General features: G+C 45.4%; 17 protein-coding genes and 1 tRNA gene. 7 read left to right on the top strand and 11 right to left on the bottom strand.

What is annotated here, in order from left to right; all coding sequences use genetic code 11:
* Window positions 1-8: 8 nt before the first annotated feature.
* The 9 genes from ACAY30_RS02615 to ACAY30_RS02575 form a co-directional block, all read right to left on the bottom strand.
* Window positions 9-84 (bottom strand) — tRNA-Phe (locus ACAY30_RS02615).
* Between the two features lie 109 nt (window positions 85-193).
* Window positions 194-520, bottom strand: coding sequence for a DUF1289 domain-containing protein (locus tag ACAY30_RS02610; protein WP_290252488.1), 327 nt, complete (start codon window positions 518-520; stop codon window positions 194-196).
* Window positions 521-659: 139 nt separating this feature from the next.
* A complete protein-coding gene (locus tag ACAY30_RS02605) occupies window positions 660-2,219 on the bottom strand; it encodes a SulP family inorganic anion transporter (protein ID WP_290252487.1) in 1,560 nt (519 codons plus the stop codon).
* 379 nt (window positions 2,220-2,598) lie between these two features.
* The gene (hemH, locus tag ACAY30_RS02600) at window positions 2,599-3,642 is read right to left on the bottom strand and encodes a ferrochelatase (RefSeq protein WP_290252486.1); all 1,044 of its coding nucleotides are present in this window, start codon (window positions 3,640-3,642) and stop codon (window positions 2,599-2,601) included.
* Window positions 3,643-3,651: 9 nt separating this feature from the next.
* Complete coding sequence (locus tag ACAY30_RS02595; protein WP_290252493.1) at window positions 3,652-4,173, bottom strand: glutathione peroxidase; 522 nt, start codon at window positions 4,171-4,173, stop codon at window positions 3,652-3,654.
* 117 nt (window positions 4,174-4,290) lie between these two features.
* On the bottom strand, window positions 4,291-5,577 hold the full coding sequence (ccmI, locus tag ACAY30_RS02590) for a c-type cytochrome biogenesis protein CcmI (RefSeq protein ID WP_290252485.1): 1,287 nt from the start codon (window positions 5,575-5,577) through the stop codon (window positions 4,291-4,293).
* A gap of 8 nt (window positions 5,578-5,585) precedes the next feature.
* The gene (locus ACAY30_RS02585; protein WP_290252484.1) at window positions 5,586-6,044 is read right to left on the bottom strand and encodes a cytochrome c-type biogenesis protein; all 459 of its coding nucleotides are present in this window, start codon (window positions 6,042-6,044) and stop codon (window positions 5,586-5,588) included.
* Window positions 6,045-6,596 (bottom strand): DsbE family thiol:disulfide interchange protein, encoded by a 552-nt coding sequence (locus tag ACAY30_RS02580; protein ID WP_290252483.1) that lies wholly within the window; start codon window positions 6,594-6,596, stop codon window positions 6,045-6,047.
* 3 nt (window positions 6,597-6,599) lie between these two features.
* The gene (locus ACAY30_RS02575) at window positions 6,600-8,597 is read right to left on the bottom strand and encodes a heme lyase CcmF/NrfE family subunit (protein WP_290252482.1); all 1,998 of its coding nucleotides are present in this window, start codon (window positions 8,595-8,597) and stop codon (window positions 6,600-6,602) included.
* A 282-nt stretch (window positions 8,598-8,879) separates the two neighbouring features.
* Here ACAY30_RS02575 and ccmA point away from each other — a divergent pair, with 282 nt between their 5' ends.
* The 7 genes from ccmA (at window position 8,880) to ACAY30_RS02540 (ending at window position 15,041) form a co-directional block, all read left to right on the top strand.
* Window positions 8,880-9,527: a cytochrome c biogenesis heme-transporting ATPase CcmA gene (gene ccmA / locus ACAY30_RS02570; RefSeq protein ID WP_290252481.1), complete on the top strand. Its 648-nt coding sequence runs from the start codon at window positions 8,880-8,882 to the stop codon at window positions 9,525-9,527.
* Between the two features lie 5 nt (window positions 9,528-9,532).
* Window positions 9,533-10,207, top strand: coding sequence for a heme exporter protein CcmB (gene ccmB / locus ACAY30_RS02565; protein WP_371190045.1), 675 nt, complete (start codon window positions 9,533-9,535; stop codon window positions 10,205-10,207).
* 1 nt (window position 10,208) lies between these two features.
* On the top strand, window positions 10,209-10,949 hold the full coding sequence (locus ACAY30_RS02560; RefSeq protein ID WP_290252479.1) for a heme ABC transporter permease: 741 nt from the start codon (window positions 10,209-10,211) through the stop codon (window positions 10,947-10,949).
* A 10-nt stretch (window positions 10,950-10,959) separates the two neighbouring features.
* Entirely contained in the window at window positions 10,960-11,169 is a 210-nt protein-coding gene (ccmD, locus tag ACAY30_RS02555; protein WP_290252478.1) for a heme exporter protein CcmD, read from the top strand.
* A gap of 1 nt (window position 11,170) precedes the next feature.
* Complete coding sequence (gene ccmE, locus ACAY30_RS02550) at window positions 11,171-11,629, top strand: cytochrome c maturation protein CcmE (protein ID WP_290252477.1); 459 nt, start codon at window positions 11,171-11,173, stop codon at window positions 11,627-11,629.
* A 500-nt stretch (window positions 11,630-12,129) separates the two neighbouring features.
* Entirely contained in the window at window positions 12,130-14,733 is a 2,604-nt protein-coding gene (locus tag ACAY30_RS02545; protein WP_290252476.1) for a TonB-dependent receptor, read from the top strand.
* A gap of 62 nt (window positions 14,734-14,795) precedes the next feature.
* On the top strand, window positions 14,796-15,041 hold the full coding sequence (locus tag ACAY30_RS02540; protein ID WP_290252475.1) for a hypothetical protein: 246 nt from the start codon (window positions 14,796-14,798) through the stop codon (window positions 15,039-15,041).
* A gap of 107 nt (window positions 15,042-15,148) precedes the next feature.
* Here the strand turns inward: ACAY30_RS02540 and ACAY30_RS02535 are convergent, their stop codons facing one another.
* Both ACAY30_RS02535 and ACAY30_RS02530 read right to left on the bottom strand, forming a co-directional pair.
* The gene (locus tag ACAY30_RS02535; RefSeq protein WP_290252474.1) at window positions 15,149-15,886 is read right to left on the bottom strand and encodes a response regulator transcription factor; all 738 of its coding nucleotides are present in this window, start codon (window positions 15,884-15,886) and stop codon (window positions 15,149-15,151) included.
* Window positions 15,887-16,243: 357 nt separating this feature from the next.
* Window positions 16,244-18,019, bottom strand: coding sequence for an acyl-CoA dehydrogenase C-terminal domain-containing protein (locus ACAY30_RS02530; RefSeq protein ID WP_290252473.1), 1,776 nt, complete (start codon window positions 18,017-18,019; stop codon window positions 16,244-16,246).
* Between the last annotated feature and the right edge of the window lie 269 nt (window positions 18,020-18,288).

Below are 18,288 nucleotides of genomic sequence, written 5' to 3'. Positions count from 1 at the left end.
CTAAATTATGGTGCCCAGAGGCGGAATCGAACCACCGACACGGGGATTTTCAATCCCCTGCTCTACCGACTGAGCTATCTGGGCATCAAGGCATTCCCTTGAAGTGCGCGTATAATATAGCGCATCGAATTCGATAGCAACCCCTTTTTTGAAAAAAACGTTTAACCGCCCAATAAGTGAACAAAGCGCTTATTTAAAGTTCAAAATCAGTAAAATCATCATCATCTACCGAGGTACAAATCAATTGTTCCGGCTTTATGTCTAACAATGATGGTTGTTTTGCAGCAACCTCTTGATCGTTTATTTGTGAGCTTTTTTCCTTAGGAGGGGCGTTGCGACGCTTTTCCCGTTGCTTGCACAATTTAATAATTCGCTGCTTTTCATTATTGCTAAATTCAAGCCAGCCAAATCGCTCCTGTCGCGTTCGATAACAGCCCTGACAATACCCACGCGCATCCACCTTGCACACACCAATACAAGGACTGGGCACGTCGAAAAAGTCTAACTGCAAATCTTTCATAGGCCAAACGGTTATTTAATCATCAGTATTAAATGTACTGATAAACAACGGCTAAGGCAACTATCGATAAGATTCAGCTATAAAAAAGCCGATATTAAGTTGTCACTTAATACCGGCTTAAACAAGTCATTAATTTACATTAATCAAGTTTATCTGATGCCACATGATACTTGGGATCTTCAAAAAAGTTAGCTTCGACTAAATCACCGGCCTTGGTTAACAGAGTTTTACACTCCGCGCTCAGATGACGTAGGTGCAGCTTTTTACCTCGTTTTTTGTAGCGTTCAGCTAAGGTATCGATGGCTTCAATACCCGAGTGATCCGCCACCCGTGAATTTTTAAATTCAACAATGACATCGTCGCTATCACTTTGCGGATCGAATTGCTCTAAAAAGCTGGTCACAGCACCAAAGAATAGCGGTCCGTTCACTTCGTATAATGTCCAACCTGTTTGCGAGCACTCTGAACGCTTAACTTCTACGTGCTTAGCATGTTGCCATGCAAACACTAATGCAGAAACAATCACACCAACGATAACCGCTACCGCAAGATCACTAATAACCGTCACCCCTGAGACTAACACGATGACAAAAGCATCGGCTTTGGGGATCTTGCGCATAATGCGCAATGATGACCACTCAAAGGTACCTATCACCACGATAAACATAACACCAACCAGTGCGGCCAGTGGGATCATCTCAATTAAGCCCGATGCAAACACGATAAAAAATAACAAACCTAACGCTGCAACGATACCTGATGTTCTGCCACGTCCACCAGAGTTTACGTTAATCATAGATTGACCAATCATCGCACAGCCACCCATACCACCGAAGAAACCATTAACGGTATTCGCTGCGCCTTGGGCAACACATTCGCGATTAGCTTGTCCATGGGTCTCAGTAAGCTCGTCAATTAAGCTTAACGTTAACAACGACTCAATTAGACCGATTGCAGCAAGTACCAATGAGAACGGTAAGATGATCAGTAAGGTATCGATATTCCACGGAACATCTGGGATATTAAATGTTGGTAAGCCACCTTCTAAGGTACGTGTTGGATCGCCGGTCATATCGCGAACGTAATCAATTACCGTGCGCGCGTCGATATCGGTGTATACCGCGATCAAAGTCACGACAATAATCGCCACTAATGACGATGGTACAGCTTTGGTTAACTTAGGTAAAAAGTGAATAATTGCCATGGTTAAAGCAACTAAACAGAGCATTGTATATAACGCATTACCGCTCATCCACTCCAGCTCACCAGCATCATTAAACACTTTGAACTGACCGAGTTGAGCTAAGAAAATAACGATAGCCAAACCATTGACAAAACCCAACATAACAGGGTGTGGAACTAGGCGAATAAACTTACCGAGTTTAAATATACCGGCCAATATTTGTATCACACCGGTTAACAGTACGGCGGCAAATAAATATTGCACACCATGCAGCGCCACCAACGACACCATAACAACCGCCATAGCACCAGTTGCACCGGAAATCATACCCGGGCGACCACCAAATGCCGAGGTGATCAAGCCAACCATAAAGGCGGCATATAGACCGATTAGCGGGTCAACACCTGCGACAAAAGCAAATGCGACGGCTTCAGGTACCAAAGCTAAAGCAACGGTAAGACCTGATAACACGTCATTTTTTAAGCTTGCGACTTTACTCGCATGAAGTTTAAACATGAACTACTCACAATTGAGGAAAAGGAGTTAATCGCACATCGGCGCTTAACTTAATACTGCGTTGTTAAGTCAAACCAGTCACTTAACAGACAAAAAACAAGCGCGGGATGTTAAAGATTTTTGCTAAAATTGTCAATGATAGCCGCCGTTTTATTGGTGTTTTTTTGTACACAACAAACTTACTCTGTCAACGCAAAACGATGGTTAGTTGGCGTGCTAGCGGAGGGTAAAATCGATTGTGTATTTACAACAACTGCCACGCAGACCGCACTCTGCTCAATGGTAGACGTTACAAGTGTTACTCTAGATAGGTTGTGTTGCGCTTGGCTGTAAACGCTCAGGTAAGCATTTACAGCCAAGCGCAACTGCGATGAAAGGGTTATAAATGCGGCTTGATTAAATCAACAATCGCACTGATGTGATCGTCGCGATCATTTAGCGCTTTTATGTAATGGAATGTCTCACCACCAGCATCGATAAATACTTTTCGACTTTCAACATCAAGCTCTTCTAGAGTTTCTAAACAGTCGGCACTAAATGCGGGACTTATCACGGCAATGTGTTTATTGCCTTGCGCTGCAAGCTGTTCAATCACATCATCAGTGTAGGGCTTTAACCACTCTGCTTTACCAAAACGCGATTGAAAGGTCATCACAAAATCGTCTTTGCTCAATCCTAACTTTTGCGCTAACAAACGCGTGGTTTTGTGACAAAAACAATAATAAGGATCGCCGTTAGTATGGAACAACTTAGGCATACCGTGATACGACAGTAACAGCTTATCCGGCTTGCCATGAGCAGTAATGTGCTCGTTAATTGACGCGGCCAAGGCATCAATGTAGCCACTATCGTCGTGATAGCTCCCAATAAAGTGCAAGCTTGGGATCCAGCGCCAACGCTTTACTTCATCAACAACAGCGTCGAACACTGAACCAGTCGTTGGGCCTGCGTATTGAGGGTATAAGGGCATCACGACAATTTTGCCAATCCCTTGGGCTTGAAAGCGTTTTAATGCTTGATCAATGGCGGGCTCTCCATAGCGCATCGCCAAATCGACGGACACCTGTTCACCGTAGTCTTGGCCCAACTGTTGAGCCACTTTCGCGGCTTGTTGCTTAGCAATAACCATCAACGGAGAACCCTGCTCGGTCCAAATGCTTTGGTACAGCTTTGCTGACTTGCTCGGTCTAACTCGCAAGATAATGCCGTGTAAAATCATCATCCAAATCAACCGAGGTATTTCGACAACACGAGGGTCACTTAAAAACTGTCGCAAGTAGGTGCGCAACGCTGACGCAGTTGGTGCTGACGGTGTGCCAAGATTAACCAAGAGTACACCGACTTTGGCTTTGCCAATATTTGCCGGCCCATCCTGGATATCGGGCGCGTGTAGTTGTTTATTATTTGCTTTAAAACGTGACATGATAAGTTCTTAACTGCGATTAAGTTGCTTTTCAATGGCGCTCGTTAACTCCTTGGCATCTGGTGCCATCTTAGAATTAAATCGCTCTACCGTATTGCCATCTGCGCTGACTAAATATTTATAGAAGTTCCAGTACGGTGCTGCCGTTTGTTCCGCTAAATAGGAAAAAATGGGGTGTGCGTCATCGCCTCTTACCGACACGGTGGAAAACATCGGGAAGGTTACGCCGTAATTGACATAGCATACCTTTGCCGTGTCTTTTTCATCGTCCTCTTCTTGGAAAAAATCATCCGACGGAAAGCCGAGAATCACTAATCCGCGATCCTTGTATTGTTGGTACAAGGCTTCTAAACCTTTAAATTGTGGCGTAAAACCGCAGTTACTCGCGGTATTGACAATGAGAAAGGTTTTACCAGCAAACTGCTGACAAATATCAACAGTTTTACTCGAGTTTAAACGCTGTACACGATGATCTAAAAACGCCGGACAGCCTGATATCTGTTGGCCTGCTGTATTGGTACTGGTTGCCATATCGTTAGCAACGGCATTGTTACTACTCAATGACAAACCAACAATCATAAGTGGCGCGGTTAAATAGCTAAATTTCATAGTCTTTCCTTGTTGATAAGCCTAAATTGAATTACTGAGTTATTTAACGACGCTGTCAATAATCAAGTTCAATGGTTGCCCCGAATTAACCGAAATTTGCTGCGCCTCACCTTTGTAGTCGCCAAGTTTAATACCTGGAGTACCACTTTGCGAAATCACCGCATATACATTAACGGTATCAACCGACGAAAGAGTCATTTGTCCGTTCATCGACTTAGAATCATCCAACCTCACTTGGTACGGTAAATCACTAGCGCGCACTTTCACCGCCGCTAATGGCATTCGAGGTCCTTGTGAGGCAACTGCGTAAATGAAAACCACTTTATCGTCTTGCTCTGCCATGAGCGCTCGTATCTCAGCAGACATCGATACGGTCAAATCAACTGCGGCGGTGGTATTGAGCGGTTGCTCGTTAGCTTGGCCGGTAACGTCGTCGGCATTAACCACAGCGTCACTGCCTGCGCTCATCCCCTGTGCACGCTGTTTTGCTTGTTTGATTGCATCCATTAACGCCGGCGCATTGCTACCCGCATTGCCACTGTCTAATATTTGCTGCCAACTTTGCGCCGCTTGGTTAAAGCGTTCATTGAGAAAGTGGTCCATACCGATAAGCATTAATGTGGTCGCATCATTGGCATCAATTGTTAATGCTCTGGCTAACAAGGTATCTATCTCTTCATTGCGTTGGTTATTGTTTTTGTAGTACAAAGCTTGTGCTTGCAACGCAATAATATCGGCTTGTTCGCCCTCGATGTCGTTCACTTTGGAATACGCGACAACCGCACTGTCAAACTCACCAACATTGGTCAGTATCTGCCCTAGCTGAAACCACGCATTGGAGTTTTCTGGATTTTCTTGTACTTCTTGGTGCAGCGCTTGCAATTGGGCAATGATCATTTGTGCCTGCGATTGCCCGCCTTGCGGATGATCGCTAGGGATTGATTGCGCCACTTCAACTTGTTCATATGCACCGTATTGCTGATACAGAACAACGCTAAAAGCAAGGATAAACGCGGTCATAATGCTCGGCCATAGCAAACTCGTTTGCTTGTCTTTAGCTTGCGCTTCTTTTTCACTGGCTTTCATATCCAGCACCAGCGAACGATCCAACTCTTGCTTTAAGTAATCAAAGTTTTCTTGGTCAATACCACCTTCGCGCAAATCCTTCTCGAGTTCTTTTAAGTGCTCGTAATAAAGCTGTTTATTCGTTTGCCCGCGCATGTTTGTCTGGTCGCCCTGATACAAGCGACGCTTAAAGAAATGACGCCACACAAATAATATTGCCAATAACAATAACAGCGCTGCAAAAATATAAAATGTGCTCATGGCAATGATCAGTCCTTAAGAATATCTTCTAATTGTTTTTGTTGCTCGGCTGACAACGCCACAGGTTTGCGTTGCTTTTTGCGCAACAGTGATATCACCACAATTAAACCAACCAGCACAAAGGCGGCAGGCCCAAACCACAGCGCATAGGTGAGTTCGTTCACCTTTGGCCGGTAAAGCACATAATCTCCGTAGCGCTCAACCATAAAATTCATGATCTCAGTATCAGAGCGCCCATCGAGTAATAGGTTGTAAACTTGTTCACGCAGGTCTTCGGCGATCGGCGAGTTGGAGTCGGCTAGATTTTGGTTCTGACACTTAGGGCAGCGCAACTCATAGGTTAATTCGGCAAAACGCTTTTCCATAACCTTATCGGGAAATGAATAGGTATCGATTGGACTGGCTTGCAGGTGAAATGCTAACAATAACAAGTACGCTGAACACAGTGACAAAACTAGCTGTTTCATTTATTGGTCCTCTTGCGCCATTTCAGATTCAATTTGATTGATCAACGGCAAAAACTCCCGTTGCCAGACGTTTGCTTCGAGTACTCCCGCAAAGCGTTTGCGAATAATGTTTTTGTGGTCAACAACAAAAGTTTCTGGCGCACCATAAACACCTAAGTCTAGACCCAATTTGCCATCGACATCATAAATCGAAAACTGATACGGGTTTTGGTAATAATCGAGCCATTCAAGTGCCGCTTGACGTTCGTCTTTGTAATTGACGCCATAGACGTTAAAGCGGCTGTCTTTTGACAGTTTTACTAAAAATGGATGTTCGATTTTACACGACGGGCACCAAGTTCCCCATACATTAACCAGTTTAATGCCCGGCTTGAAACTCTCCTGAGTGAGTACTTGCTCACTATCACTAAGCTTTTGCAACGCAAACGTTGGAAAGCTCTTACCCACCAACGCTGACGGCATGTCTTGTGGGTTTAAGCTTAAGCCGCGATAAAAAAGCAAGCCCAGTAACAGAAATACAATCAATGGGATAAGGCGTATTACCAAATTCATTAATTAACCCTCTACTTCAATAGGTTGATTAGTGTTTAAATCCTTGTTGAGTATCGATTTGCGGTCTGTAACTTTGCGACGGCGATAGCGTTTGTCGAGCATCGCAAAGATAGCGCCTAAGCCCATAAAGATCGCCCCCAACCAAATCCATCGAACAAATGGTTTGTAGTGAACGCGCACCGCCCACGCTCCATTGCCGAGCGGATCGCCTAGGGCAACATAGATATCGCGAAATAGACCTGGGTCTATCGCAGCTTCGGTCATCCCCATGGTTTGTACGCGATAGGTGCGACGCTCAGGTTGTAGCAAATCGATCATCTTGTCGCCATCATACAACGCCAGCTGGCCTTGCTCGGCAGAATAGTTCGGCCCTTCCACCAGTTTAACGCCGTTAAATTCAACCTCGTATCCAGCAACGGCAAAGCGACTGCCTGGCGACATTTTGATGTTGCTCTCTGATTCGTAAATGGAAACGATGGTTACACCAATAACAGTGACACCAATACCAATGTGCGCCACAGCCATACCCAGATGAGATAAACTCAAGCGACGCCATTGCCAGCGTCCTTGACCAAGGTAGACTTGGTTTTTCAGGTCTTTACCTGCAACCAAAATCACCCAACTTGCCAAGGTCATGCCAAAAGCAACGAGCGCATTAAACTCGCCACCGTACCAAACAGGGAATGCCAAACCAAAGATCAGCGCAATAATGGACACCCACTTAAGTTGGCGATTGAGCTCTCCTTTCTTCGCTTTTTTCCAGCGGATCAGCGGGCCGATGCCCATAAAGATAAACATAATCGACATAATCGGGATAAACACCGCATTAAAGTACGGAGGTCCAACCGATATCTTGCCCATGTTTAATGCGTCGATTACCAACGGATATAAAGTACCGAGCAAAACGGTTACCGCAGCCGACACTAAAAATACGTTACAGATCAAAATAGCCGTTTCGCGAGAGAACAGCTCAAAGCGCGAAAAGCTCCCGACATTGGTACCGCGAATGGCATACAGCAGCAGTGAGCCCCCCACCGCCAACGCCAATAACATCAAGATAAAACTACCGCGAGTTGGATCTGCTGCAAATGAGTGAACTGAGGTTAGCACCCCTGAGCGGACAAGGAAGGTACCGAGCAAGCTCAAGCTAAAGGTAAATATCGCCAACAGCACGGTCCAATTTCGAAACGCACCGCGTTTTTCGGTTACGGCTAATGAGTGGATTAACGCCGTGCCCACTAACCACGGCATAAATGAGGCATTTTCAACAGGGTCCCAGAACCACCAACCGCCCCAGCCAAGCTCGTAGTACGCCCACCAACTGCCCAGTGCGATGCCGAGCGTTAAAAACATCCACGCAGCCAATGTCCACGGGCGAGACCAGCGCGCCCAAGCGGCATCCATTTTACCGCACATTAATGCGGCGATAGCAAAGGCAAAAGCAACCGAAAAGCCAACGTAGCCCATATACAACATCGGTGGATGAATAATCAGTCCAACGTCTTGAAGTAATGGGTTTAGATCACGCCCTTCCATCGGCGCATTGGGAAGTAAGCGTTCAAATGGATTTGACGTCAATATGGTAAACGCCATAAAGCCAACGGCAACCATGCCCATGATGGCAAGCACGCGCGATACAAATGCTTGGTCAACGTTTTTGGAGAATACCGCCACGGCCATAGTCCACGCAGTTAGGCAGAACACCCAAAGTAACAATGACCCTTCGTGTCCCCCCCATACCGCACTGACTTTAAAATAATAAGGAAGTTGTGAATTTGAATGGCCAGCGACATAGGCAACAGAAAAATCATCAACCACAAAGCAGTAGGCTAAAACCACCAGACTAAGCGCGGTAAAAAAGAACATTGCACTGGTTAGTGGCTTGGCATAGCTAATCAATCGTTGGTTTTGTCCATATACTCCAGCAAGAGGAACAACCGACAAACAAACAGCAAACGCCATCGCAATAATCAATGACAACAGGCCAAGTTCAGGAATCATTAACGTCTCCAATCAAAAGTGTAACTGACACTTCCTACAAAAATCTGGCTAAATACGGACAAAATCGCACCATTATAGCAAGCCGTAATCAGAAAAAAACTAACCTCGATACTAAATCTATTAATAACTTATAACTTACTTTAAATTACATCGATATAACTGCTTGTATTTTGTGCTAAGTCAACAGTTTTTTAGCGATTACCTCTTCTTTTGCTGTCGATAAACAAGTAGAATCGTCGTTAAAATAATCAGCCCTAATTGCCAACATAGCCGAGCAGACCATTGCGCAACGACAAGATACAACTGAGAGCCGATAAGCTTACCTGCATTCGCGAAGATCGAATACTCTTTGACGAATTAAGTTTTCGCCTCGACAGTGGCGACATCCTGCAAGTGGAAGGAGCCAATGGCACCGGCAAAACCAGCCTTTTGCGCATTCTTGCAGGCTTGTCTCAGCCGTACAGTGGCCGTGTCTTCTACAACGACAAAAACATTCACCGTTACAATGAAGAATATAACGAAGATTTACTGTTTTTGGGTCACTTACCGGGCATCAAAGGCGAATTGACCAGTGAAGAAAACTTGCGTTTTTACCTGAGCTTACACGGCCTTGACGCCAACAACGCCGAAGCAACCTTGGAGCAGGTTAATCTCTATGGCTTTGAAGATGCCAAAGCCGGACATTTAAGTGCAGGCCAACATCGGCGCATTGCACTGGCTCGACTGTGGCAAACTAAAGCGCGCATCTGGATCTTAGACGAGCCGTTTACCGCCATTGATAAAGAGGGGGTTAAACAACTCGAAGCGCTGATGCTACAACACGCTCAAAATGGTGGCTGTATTGTGTTAACGACACACCAAGACTTGAGTTTCAGTCGCGATAAGTTTCGCAAAATAACGCTCGAATACAACGACTACGGAGTTTCGTGATGTCAATGTCTTATCGTACTAGTTTTTTGCTTATTTTACGCCGCGATTTAACCATCGCTCTTCGTCATCGCGATGACATCATCAATCCATTGCTGTTTTTTGTCATTGTCTGTTCGTTGTTTCCGTTGGGCATTGGACCGGCGAGCAACACCTTAATGAAAATTGCACCTGGCATCATTTGGGTGGCCGCATTACTGGCAACGCTGCTGTCACTAGAAAGGTTATTTAAACACGACTATCAAGACGGTGCGTTGGAGCAAATGTTGCTAAGTCCATGCCCTAACTTTATTTTAGTGCTAGCAAAAATTACTGCCCACTGGCTGATTACTGGGTTGCCGTTAATCGTTATTTCGCCTTTGCTGGGGGTGCTGCTGAATTTGCACGAGCACAGTTATAACGCCTTGATATTGACCCTTTTATTAGGCACGCCCGTATTGAGTTTATTAGGCGCAATTGGCGTCGCATTAACCGTTGGTTTAAAAAAAGGCGGCGTGCTATTGAGTTTGTTGGTACTGCCGTTGTACATTCCTGTGCTGATTTTTGCGACCAGCGCCATTGATGCGGCCAGTATGAATTTGCCATATAATGGCCAATTAGCCATAATTGCCGCCCTGTTTTTTGGTTCGTTAACATTAGCACCTTTTGCTGTAAGTGCAGCCCTAAAAGTGAGTACAAATTAGTATGTGGAAATGGTTACACCCCCTTGCTAACCCACAAACCAGCTACCATTTATGTGGTAAGCTCATTCCTTGGTTTTGCGCCTTGACCTTTATTCTCTTAGGTATAGGCATGGCCTTGGGATTGGTCTTTTCTCCTGCCGATTATCAACAGGGCGAAAGCGTTCGCATTTTTTACGTTCACGTACCTGCGGCGCTATTATCAATGGGGCTTTATTTAGGTATGGCTATCGCCGCTTTGTGTGGTTTGGTCTGGCAGTATCGCCTAGCACAAGCTTCGATAGCCGCACTGGCCCCTATCGGCGCTGTATTTACCGCCATAGCCCTATTCACCGGAGCTGCTTGGGGTAAACCTATGTGGGGCACTTGGTGGGTATGGGATGCTCGATTGACGTCAGAGCTCATCCTGTTGTTCTTGTATTTTGGGGTGATTGCCCTGTACAACGCTTTTGATGACAAATCACTCGGTGGCAAAGCAGCAAGCGTTCTAGCGTTAGTTGGGGTTGTTAACTTGCCAATCATTCACTACTCAGTAGAATGGTGGAATACTTTACACCAGGGGGCTACCGTGTCTAAGTTTGCCAAGCCATCCATGTCAATGGATATGTATATTCCGTTTGTGGTGTGCTTTTTTGGCTTTGCCTTTTTAGCAGCAACCCTGTTTTGTATTCGCTTTCGCGCCCAAATAATCGCCAGTAATGCAATGCGCCCTTGGGTAAAAGAACTCGCCATGAGCGCGAAATAGGAGTAGGCCAATGGCATTTGATAGTTTATCGGATTTTTTCAACATGGGTGGGTATGCCTTCTATGTCTGGTTGTCGTATGCATTTGCCGCGGTGGCATTAATCGCTTTAACCTTTGACAGCCTCAATATGAAAAAAGCCCTTTTTAATAAAATTAAACAAAGAGCAAAACGCGAAGCCAAACTAAAGCATGCGGCTGAGCGTCGTAAACAAGGTATATAACATGAATCCTCGTCGTAAAAAACGCTTAACGGTCGTTACTTCAATTGTTACTGGTGTAGCCGTTGTCATTGGCTTGTCCTTATATGCGCTAAGCACCAATATTGATTTGTTCTATACGCCATCGGAAATTGTCCACGGCAAGGAGGATACCGGTGAAAAACCGGTCGTTGGTCAGCGAATTCGAGTTGGTGGTTTAGTTGTCGCAGGCAGTGTTGATCGCGATCAGGAAAGCTTGAATGTCAGCTTTAATTTAATAGATACCGGTCCAATGATCACGGTAAAATACGACGGTATATTACCCGACTTGTTTCGCGAAGGACAAGGCATTGTCGCGCAGGGTATCTTAGTATCACCCACCGTGTTAGAGGCGAGTGAAGTATTAGCTAAACACGACGAAGAGTACATGCCAAAAGAAATCGCAGACAAAGTTGGTAAGCACCACCAAAAACCAACGTATTAAGCGGTTAGTATTGTCCGTCGGCACCTTTAGTATACAGACCGCGCGAACAAGCCCACAGTAGTGGGCTTTTTGTTGCAAAAATAATGCGCATAGCGATACCTCATTTCGATTTTATCGCCACGCCTTACACACCGGTAAAGTGTTCGATTTATCACTTTTTCCATTAACTACCGCGCCTGACTTTTGCCCTATATTCACGTTTGACAGGTGCTTAAGTGCAACAACTTTATCGCCACGGTTGCGCTTTTTGGTGATTTCCCTTGCGTTAATGACCTCAGAGCGCGTAACAAGCCCATCGCAATTGTTAATACAGTGATAATTTGAGGTAGCCAAAACGCAAATATTAACCCTAAAAAGATAAGGGAATAACAACACATTAACAGCCCTTGCCCTTGTGTTACAGGGAGTTCTCTTTGGCTAACTGTTTGCCATAAGATGAAGGTCAGAGCGACAGTCGATAAAAAAATATACGCTGCTCAAAATTTGTCTAGGAGTAAAATATGTTTGCTAAAAACGTAATAACAAGAGTACTAACCTTGGGTGCTGCAGCGTCAACCGCTATGGTTGCTAGCCATGCCCAAGCTCAAGAGAACGAAATGGCGTCGGTAGAACGCATTGAAGTAACAGGTTCTCGCATCAAACGTGCCGATATGGAAACGGCAAGCCCAGTAACCGTTATCGGTGCTGAGGCTATCTTGCAATCAGGTGCGACTTCAATCGACCAAGTATTGCAAAAAACAACCGCAGCTGGCGGTGCTATGAGCAACCCAGGTATCAACAATGGTTCTGGTGGTAATGCAACCATCAACCTACGCGGCTTAGGTTCAAACCGTACGCTAGTATTGGTTAACGGTCGTCGTATGATCAATTCAGGTACCGGCGCGGCCTCTACCGTTGATTTAAACACCATCCCTGTATCGATGATCAAACGCGTTGAAGTACTAAAAGACGGCGCGTCTGCCGTATACGGCTCTGATGCAGTAGCCGGTGTTGTTAACATTATCTTGAAAAAAGATTTTGAAGGCTTTGAATTAAACACCGCTGGTAGCATTACCGGTGAAGGCGATGGCGAAGAAGTAAGCATCGACTTTACTATGGGTGGTTCATTCGACAAAGGTAATGTGGTTGTTGGCGTTCAATACATGGACCGCGGTTCAATCGGCATGGCTGATCGCGATACAAGTAAGTGTGACTACCGCGAAGAAACTGATGAGAACGGCAACTTAGGCCTAGTGTGCGGTGGTTCAAGTTACACGCCATATGGTCACATTTGGTCTGGCGATGAAAGCTTGCAAGGCGAAGCCGATGGCGGTTGGCATGATTTTACCAACAGCGATCGCTACAACTACAACCCTGAAAGCTTCCTTTACACGCCAATGAAAAAATTAAACGTCACTGGTTTAGGTAGCTATGAAGTTGCTGACTACACCATGATGTTTTTAGAAACAACCTATTCTAAGCGTTGGTCACAACAGCAAATGGCACCACAACCGGTATGGTTTGACTTTACTTACCAAGACTGGATGGGTGACTCGCTACTTGATTACGGTATTGAGTACGGCGATGACATCTCTTACGGTCGTCGCATGAGCGATACTGGTCCTCGTGTATTTGGTCAAAATGTTGATACGGTGCGCGTAGTAGCAGGTCTTGAAGGTGAATTTGACAATGGTTGGACTTGGGATGCGGCGATCACTTTTGGTCGCAACGACTCGGTAGATACCGTTGCCAACTTACACAACATGGGCATGATCCAACAAGATATTGAAGCGGGTAAATTTAACCCTCTAACACAAGACTCTTGGGCGCCAGAAAATGCAAGTGGCTATGTATACACTGAGCTGAACAGTGGCGGTAGCGAAATGTTAAACATTAGCGCATCACTAGCGGGTGAGTTAATGGAGCTTCCTGCTGGTTACATGGGCTTTGCAGCGGGTATCGAATCACGCACAGAAAAAGCGTGGTTTACCCCTGATTCACTAACAGCACAAGGCATGGCTAACGATCCAAAACAAGAGCCAACTGCTGGTGAGTACGACGTAAACGAAGCGTACCTAGAGCTAGCGATTCCAGTGCTTGCTGATGCGCCACTAGCTGAACACGTGGAAATCAGTACCGCTGTTCGCGCATTTGACTACTCGACGTTTGGTAGCGATGCTACTTGGAAACTTGGTTTAACTTGGAAAGTAAATGACGAATTAATGCTGCGTTCAGTAGCGTCTACCGCTTTCCGTGCGCCATCAGTTGATGAGCTATTCGGCGGTGCGTCTCCATCGTTTAACCAAGTTGATCACGATGCATCAACGCAATCGCAAGCCATTGTAACGGTTGGTGGTAACCCGAACCTAACGCCTGAAGAAGCAGATACAGTAACCTTTGGTGTGGTTTACGAGCCTGAGTGGTTTGACGGTTTATCGATCACCGCTGACTACTATGATATTGATATCACTAACTCAATTACGCAAGTAAGCTCACAGTACATTGCAGACCAGTGTTTAGGTACTGATGGTAGCCTTATAAATAGCGAGACAGCACTGTGTCAATCAGCAGATATCAGCATTGATAGCACGACGCGCATTAGCTTTAACAACCAATTGCAAAACATTGGTGCTGAGAGCACTGCCGGCGTTGACTTAAACCTTGCTTACTCATTTGTTGCATTTGATCTTGATTGGAAAGCGAGCCTTGATTCAACGTACTTAAGCAAGTACGAAATCCAAGCGACTGAAGATGCAATCGACTACGTAGGTATCATTACCAGCGGTAGTGGTGGTTATGCCAAACTTAAGTCTAACTTGAGTGTTGACGTGTCAGCAGCAGATTGGAGTGCAGGCTATCAAATGCGTTACATCTCAGGTATGGATAGCTATAAGTGTTTAGCCGATGCTTCATCGTGTTATGCACCGACAACACCAAGTGTTGTATACCACGACATCAACGGTTCATATCACCTAACAGATAGTGTAACCTTGTCAGCGGGTGTTAATAACTTATTTGATAAAGCGGCGCCTTACTACACAGGTAATAACGACGCTAACACCGATGCATACACATACGACACGAAAGGTCGTACGTTCTTTGCAAGAGCTACGGTTAAGTTTTAATCGAGTAGACAACAAAAAGCGATGGCCTTGCCATCGCTTTTCTTTAATCTACGGAAAGGATCGTGTTTTTAAAAACGTTTATTGAGCAGGAAAGCAAAATTTTCGCCTTAGCACCAACGGTGTACGCTTTGGCATTATTCTTAGCAACATTTGGTTTTACCACCTGCGTTTGGAATATCGTCGAATTACTTCAATGGATACCATTTGCGTACAGCTTTTTGGTCACAGGTATGGTGTCGTTATCAATAACCATTGCCGGTATTGCGATATTGCAACAGCATCGACGACAAACTCAACCACATCACTAAGCCAGAAACCGCACTAGTGATTTATCTGTAATGGAATACATATTAATGAACTTTAACCACCACAACCGTTAAAACGCACCTACGTAGATTTGCGTTCGGTATGCCTACTAGGTCTCTGCTGACGACTGAGACTGAGCGGTCAACAAGTACCCCTTGCCCCAAATCGTTTTAATTTGCGTTTGCGTAACGCCGTGACGTTCCAATTTATCGCGCAAACGAGACAAACGCACATCAACCGATCGTTCCGAGCCATCGTATTCACGGCCCAGTAATAATTTGTATATATCGTCTCGAGTTAACACTTTGTCGGCGTTAAACATCAATAAGCTCAACAATTCAAACTCGAAAACGCTCAGCGATACCGGTTTGCCATTGACCTCACACTGCTGTTCACCGGGACTCAAACTGATATCGCCAACGATAACCTTTTGTCTGTTCGCCAATGCATTTTTGCCTTTACTGCGACGCAACAGGGCTTCGATATGGGCAACGATGAGTTGTGGACTGGCTGGCTTGGTGATGTAGGCATCTGCACCAACATTAAACGCGGCCAATTGTTCGGCTTCGCTGGCACTTGAAGTAAGGAATAATACGGGACCACTGTAGGTGGAGCGCAATTCATGGCACACATTAAAGCCATCTTTGCCCGGTAGGTTGATATCTAAAATAATTAAGTCAGGTTGAATTTTTAATTGATTTCGAACCGCTTGATCACCGCGAAACACTTGATGAACGACGTGCGCAGATTTTTCTAAATATGACTTTAATAAAGACGACAACACTTTGTCATCTTCGACAATCATAATGGTGGAAAACTCACTGGCTGATGTGAATTCTTTGTTCATGATGAGCAACTCAAAAGGTGGTTGGTGTTACTGTGCGACGGCGGCGGATTTCCCCTTGCCGTTCGCCCCTGTTAACCAAGCCGACTAACAATCAATTAAAACAATGTCCTACTTTGTATGCTAGCCCATATCAGTGAGTAATGCTGTTTACATTTGTAACAATGGATAAAAACTTGTGACACCTACCACGTCAAACGTCGTTCGGCCTTGGTTACCTACCTGTTAAGGCGCCTGTTTAAGGTGAACACAGTCACCGTTTAGGGCTATTTGCTTGCCCGTGAACAGATGCGCTTGCTGCCTGCTCTTATCGTCACTAATAGCGCAGTGCCAAGCCGCGACACTGCGCATTTAACGAGGTTAAAATAAGTCGTCTTCTAACTCAAATAATAAACTCGCACTACTGGCCGCGCTTTGAGCCAGAGATTGACGACGAGGCAGTATGCGCGCGAAGAAATAGCGTGCGGTGATCAACTTGGCTCGATAAAAGTCGCCTTGTTTTCCTTGCGCCGCTTTCGCCATTAGCGCCCACATATATGCTAATGCCGTATAACCAAACACGTGTAAGTAGTCATTGGCAGCACTGCCAAGCTGCTCTGGGTTGTCGGCGGCGCTGGTTAAAATGGATTGCGTTAAGTTAACTAAATCGTCAATCGCAGCGGCTAATGGTTCAATAAATTCAGCCAACTGTCGATCACTGTGGTGGCTTTCGATAAACTGTCTGACTTCATCAACGAACAAGCCGATATATTGGCCCTTGTTGGCAGCTAGTTTACGACCAATCAAATCCATGGCTTGTACGCCATTGGTACCTTCGTAGATTTGGGCAATACGCGCGTCGCGCACTAACTGTTCCTGTCCCCATTCTCGAATATAACCATGTCCACCGAGTACTTGTTGTCCAGCTATGGTATTTTCCAAACCAACGTCAGTGAAAAACGCCTTCGCCAAAGGCGTCATTAACGCGGTTAGTGCACCGCCTTTTTGTTGCTCAACACCACTGCCATACTGACTTAAGTCGAGTTGCTTAGAGACATACATAGCCAATGCTCGATTACCTTCGTTGAGCGCTTTCATCGACAGTAGCATGCGTCTTACATCACCGTGTACCATTATTGAGTCAGCGGCTTGCTCGGGGCTTTTGGCACCACTAAGGCTACGACCTTGAATTCGCTCCTTGGCGTATTCAAGCGCATTCTGGTATGACCGCACGCCAGCACCTAGCCCTTGAATACCAACGCCAATGCGCTCATAGTTCATCATCGTGAACATACAGGCTAACCCCTGGTTTACTTCACCAACTAAATAGCCTTGCGCTTGGTCAAAATTAAGAACACACGTGGCGGACGCGTGGATGCCCATTTTGTGCTCCGTGCTACCGCACACTACGCCATTGTGCTCACCTAAACTGCCGTCGTCGTTAACTTTGAGTTTGGGCACTAAAAACAGTGAAATGCCTTTAGAACCCGCCGGTGCGTCAGGTAATTTCGCCAACACCAAGTGGATGATATTTTCGGTTAAGTCTTGCTCTCCACCAGTAATAAAAATCTTCGACCCAGTCAGTTGATAGCTGCCATCGGCACACGGCTCAGCCTTGGTGCGCATCATCCCTAAATCGGTACCGGCATGGGCCTCGGTCAAACACATAGTACCGGCCCACTGTCCGCTGTACATGTTAGGTAAAAAGCGTTGTTTAAGCTCATCACTGCCGTGCTTAGCCAACAATAAACAGGCTCCTGAGGTTAACCCTGGGTACAAAGAGAATGCCATGTCAGCGGAACAAACAATTTCCTCTTGCAACGCCGTCAACATCTTTGGCATGCCCATACCGCCGTGTTCTACCTCACCGCCAAGGCCTATCCAGCCACCTTCGGAATAGGTTGTAAATGCTTGCTTAAAACCGGGCGGGGTGGTGACTTTACCATGATCAAACTGAATACCTATTTCATCGCCTTGGCGACTAATTGGCGCAATTTCCTGCTCAGCGATCTTGGCACACTCTTGCAAAATAGCATCCGAGGTATCGCGGTCAAGGTACTCGCTTAACGCTTCACTCTCAGCCCACAGTTGCTCCGCATTAAACACGTCGTATAACAGAAAATTCATATCGTCTAACGGTGCTTTGTAATCGGCCATGGTGCTCTCCTTAACTGTATATGCTTCGACTTAATCTTTGTTTATATTATAAAAAACGATTGCTACGGTGATTTAGACCAGTGTAGACAGTCAAAATTCAAACCACCAATTAAAACCATTAATTTAAACAACTGTTTGAATACTGCGATAAATTTTATTTAAGGTAAAGTATTAATTGCATTTTTTTATGAGTCGGCTTTGCCAGTATACGTGCTAGCAGCAGAGGGGATTAAGACTAAAAAGCCAGCAAATGCTGGCTTTTTATTATT

It is taken from the genome of Thalassotalea ponticola, from assembly GCF_041379045.1.
Taxonomy (GTDB): Bacteria; Pseudomonadota; Gammaproteobacteria; order Enterobacterales; family Alteromonadaceae; genus Thalassotalea_A; species Thalassotalea_A ponticola.
The sequence above is the reverse complement of the archived record's forward strand: the minus strand, read 5'-3'. Positions and strand labels throughout refer to the sequence as shown.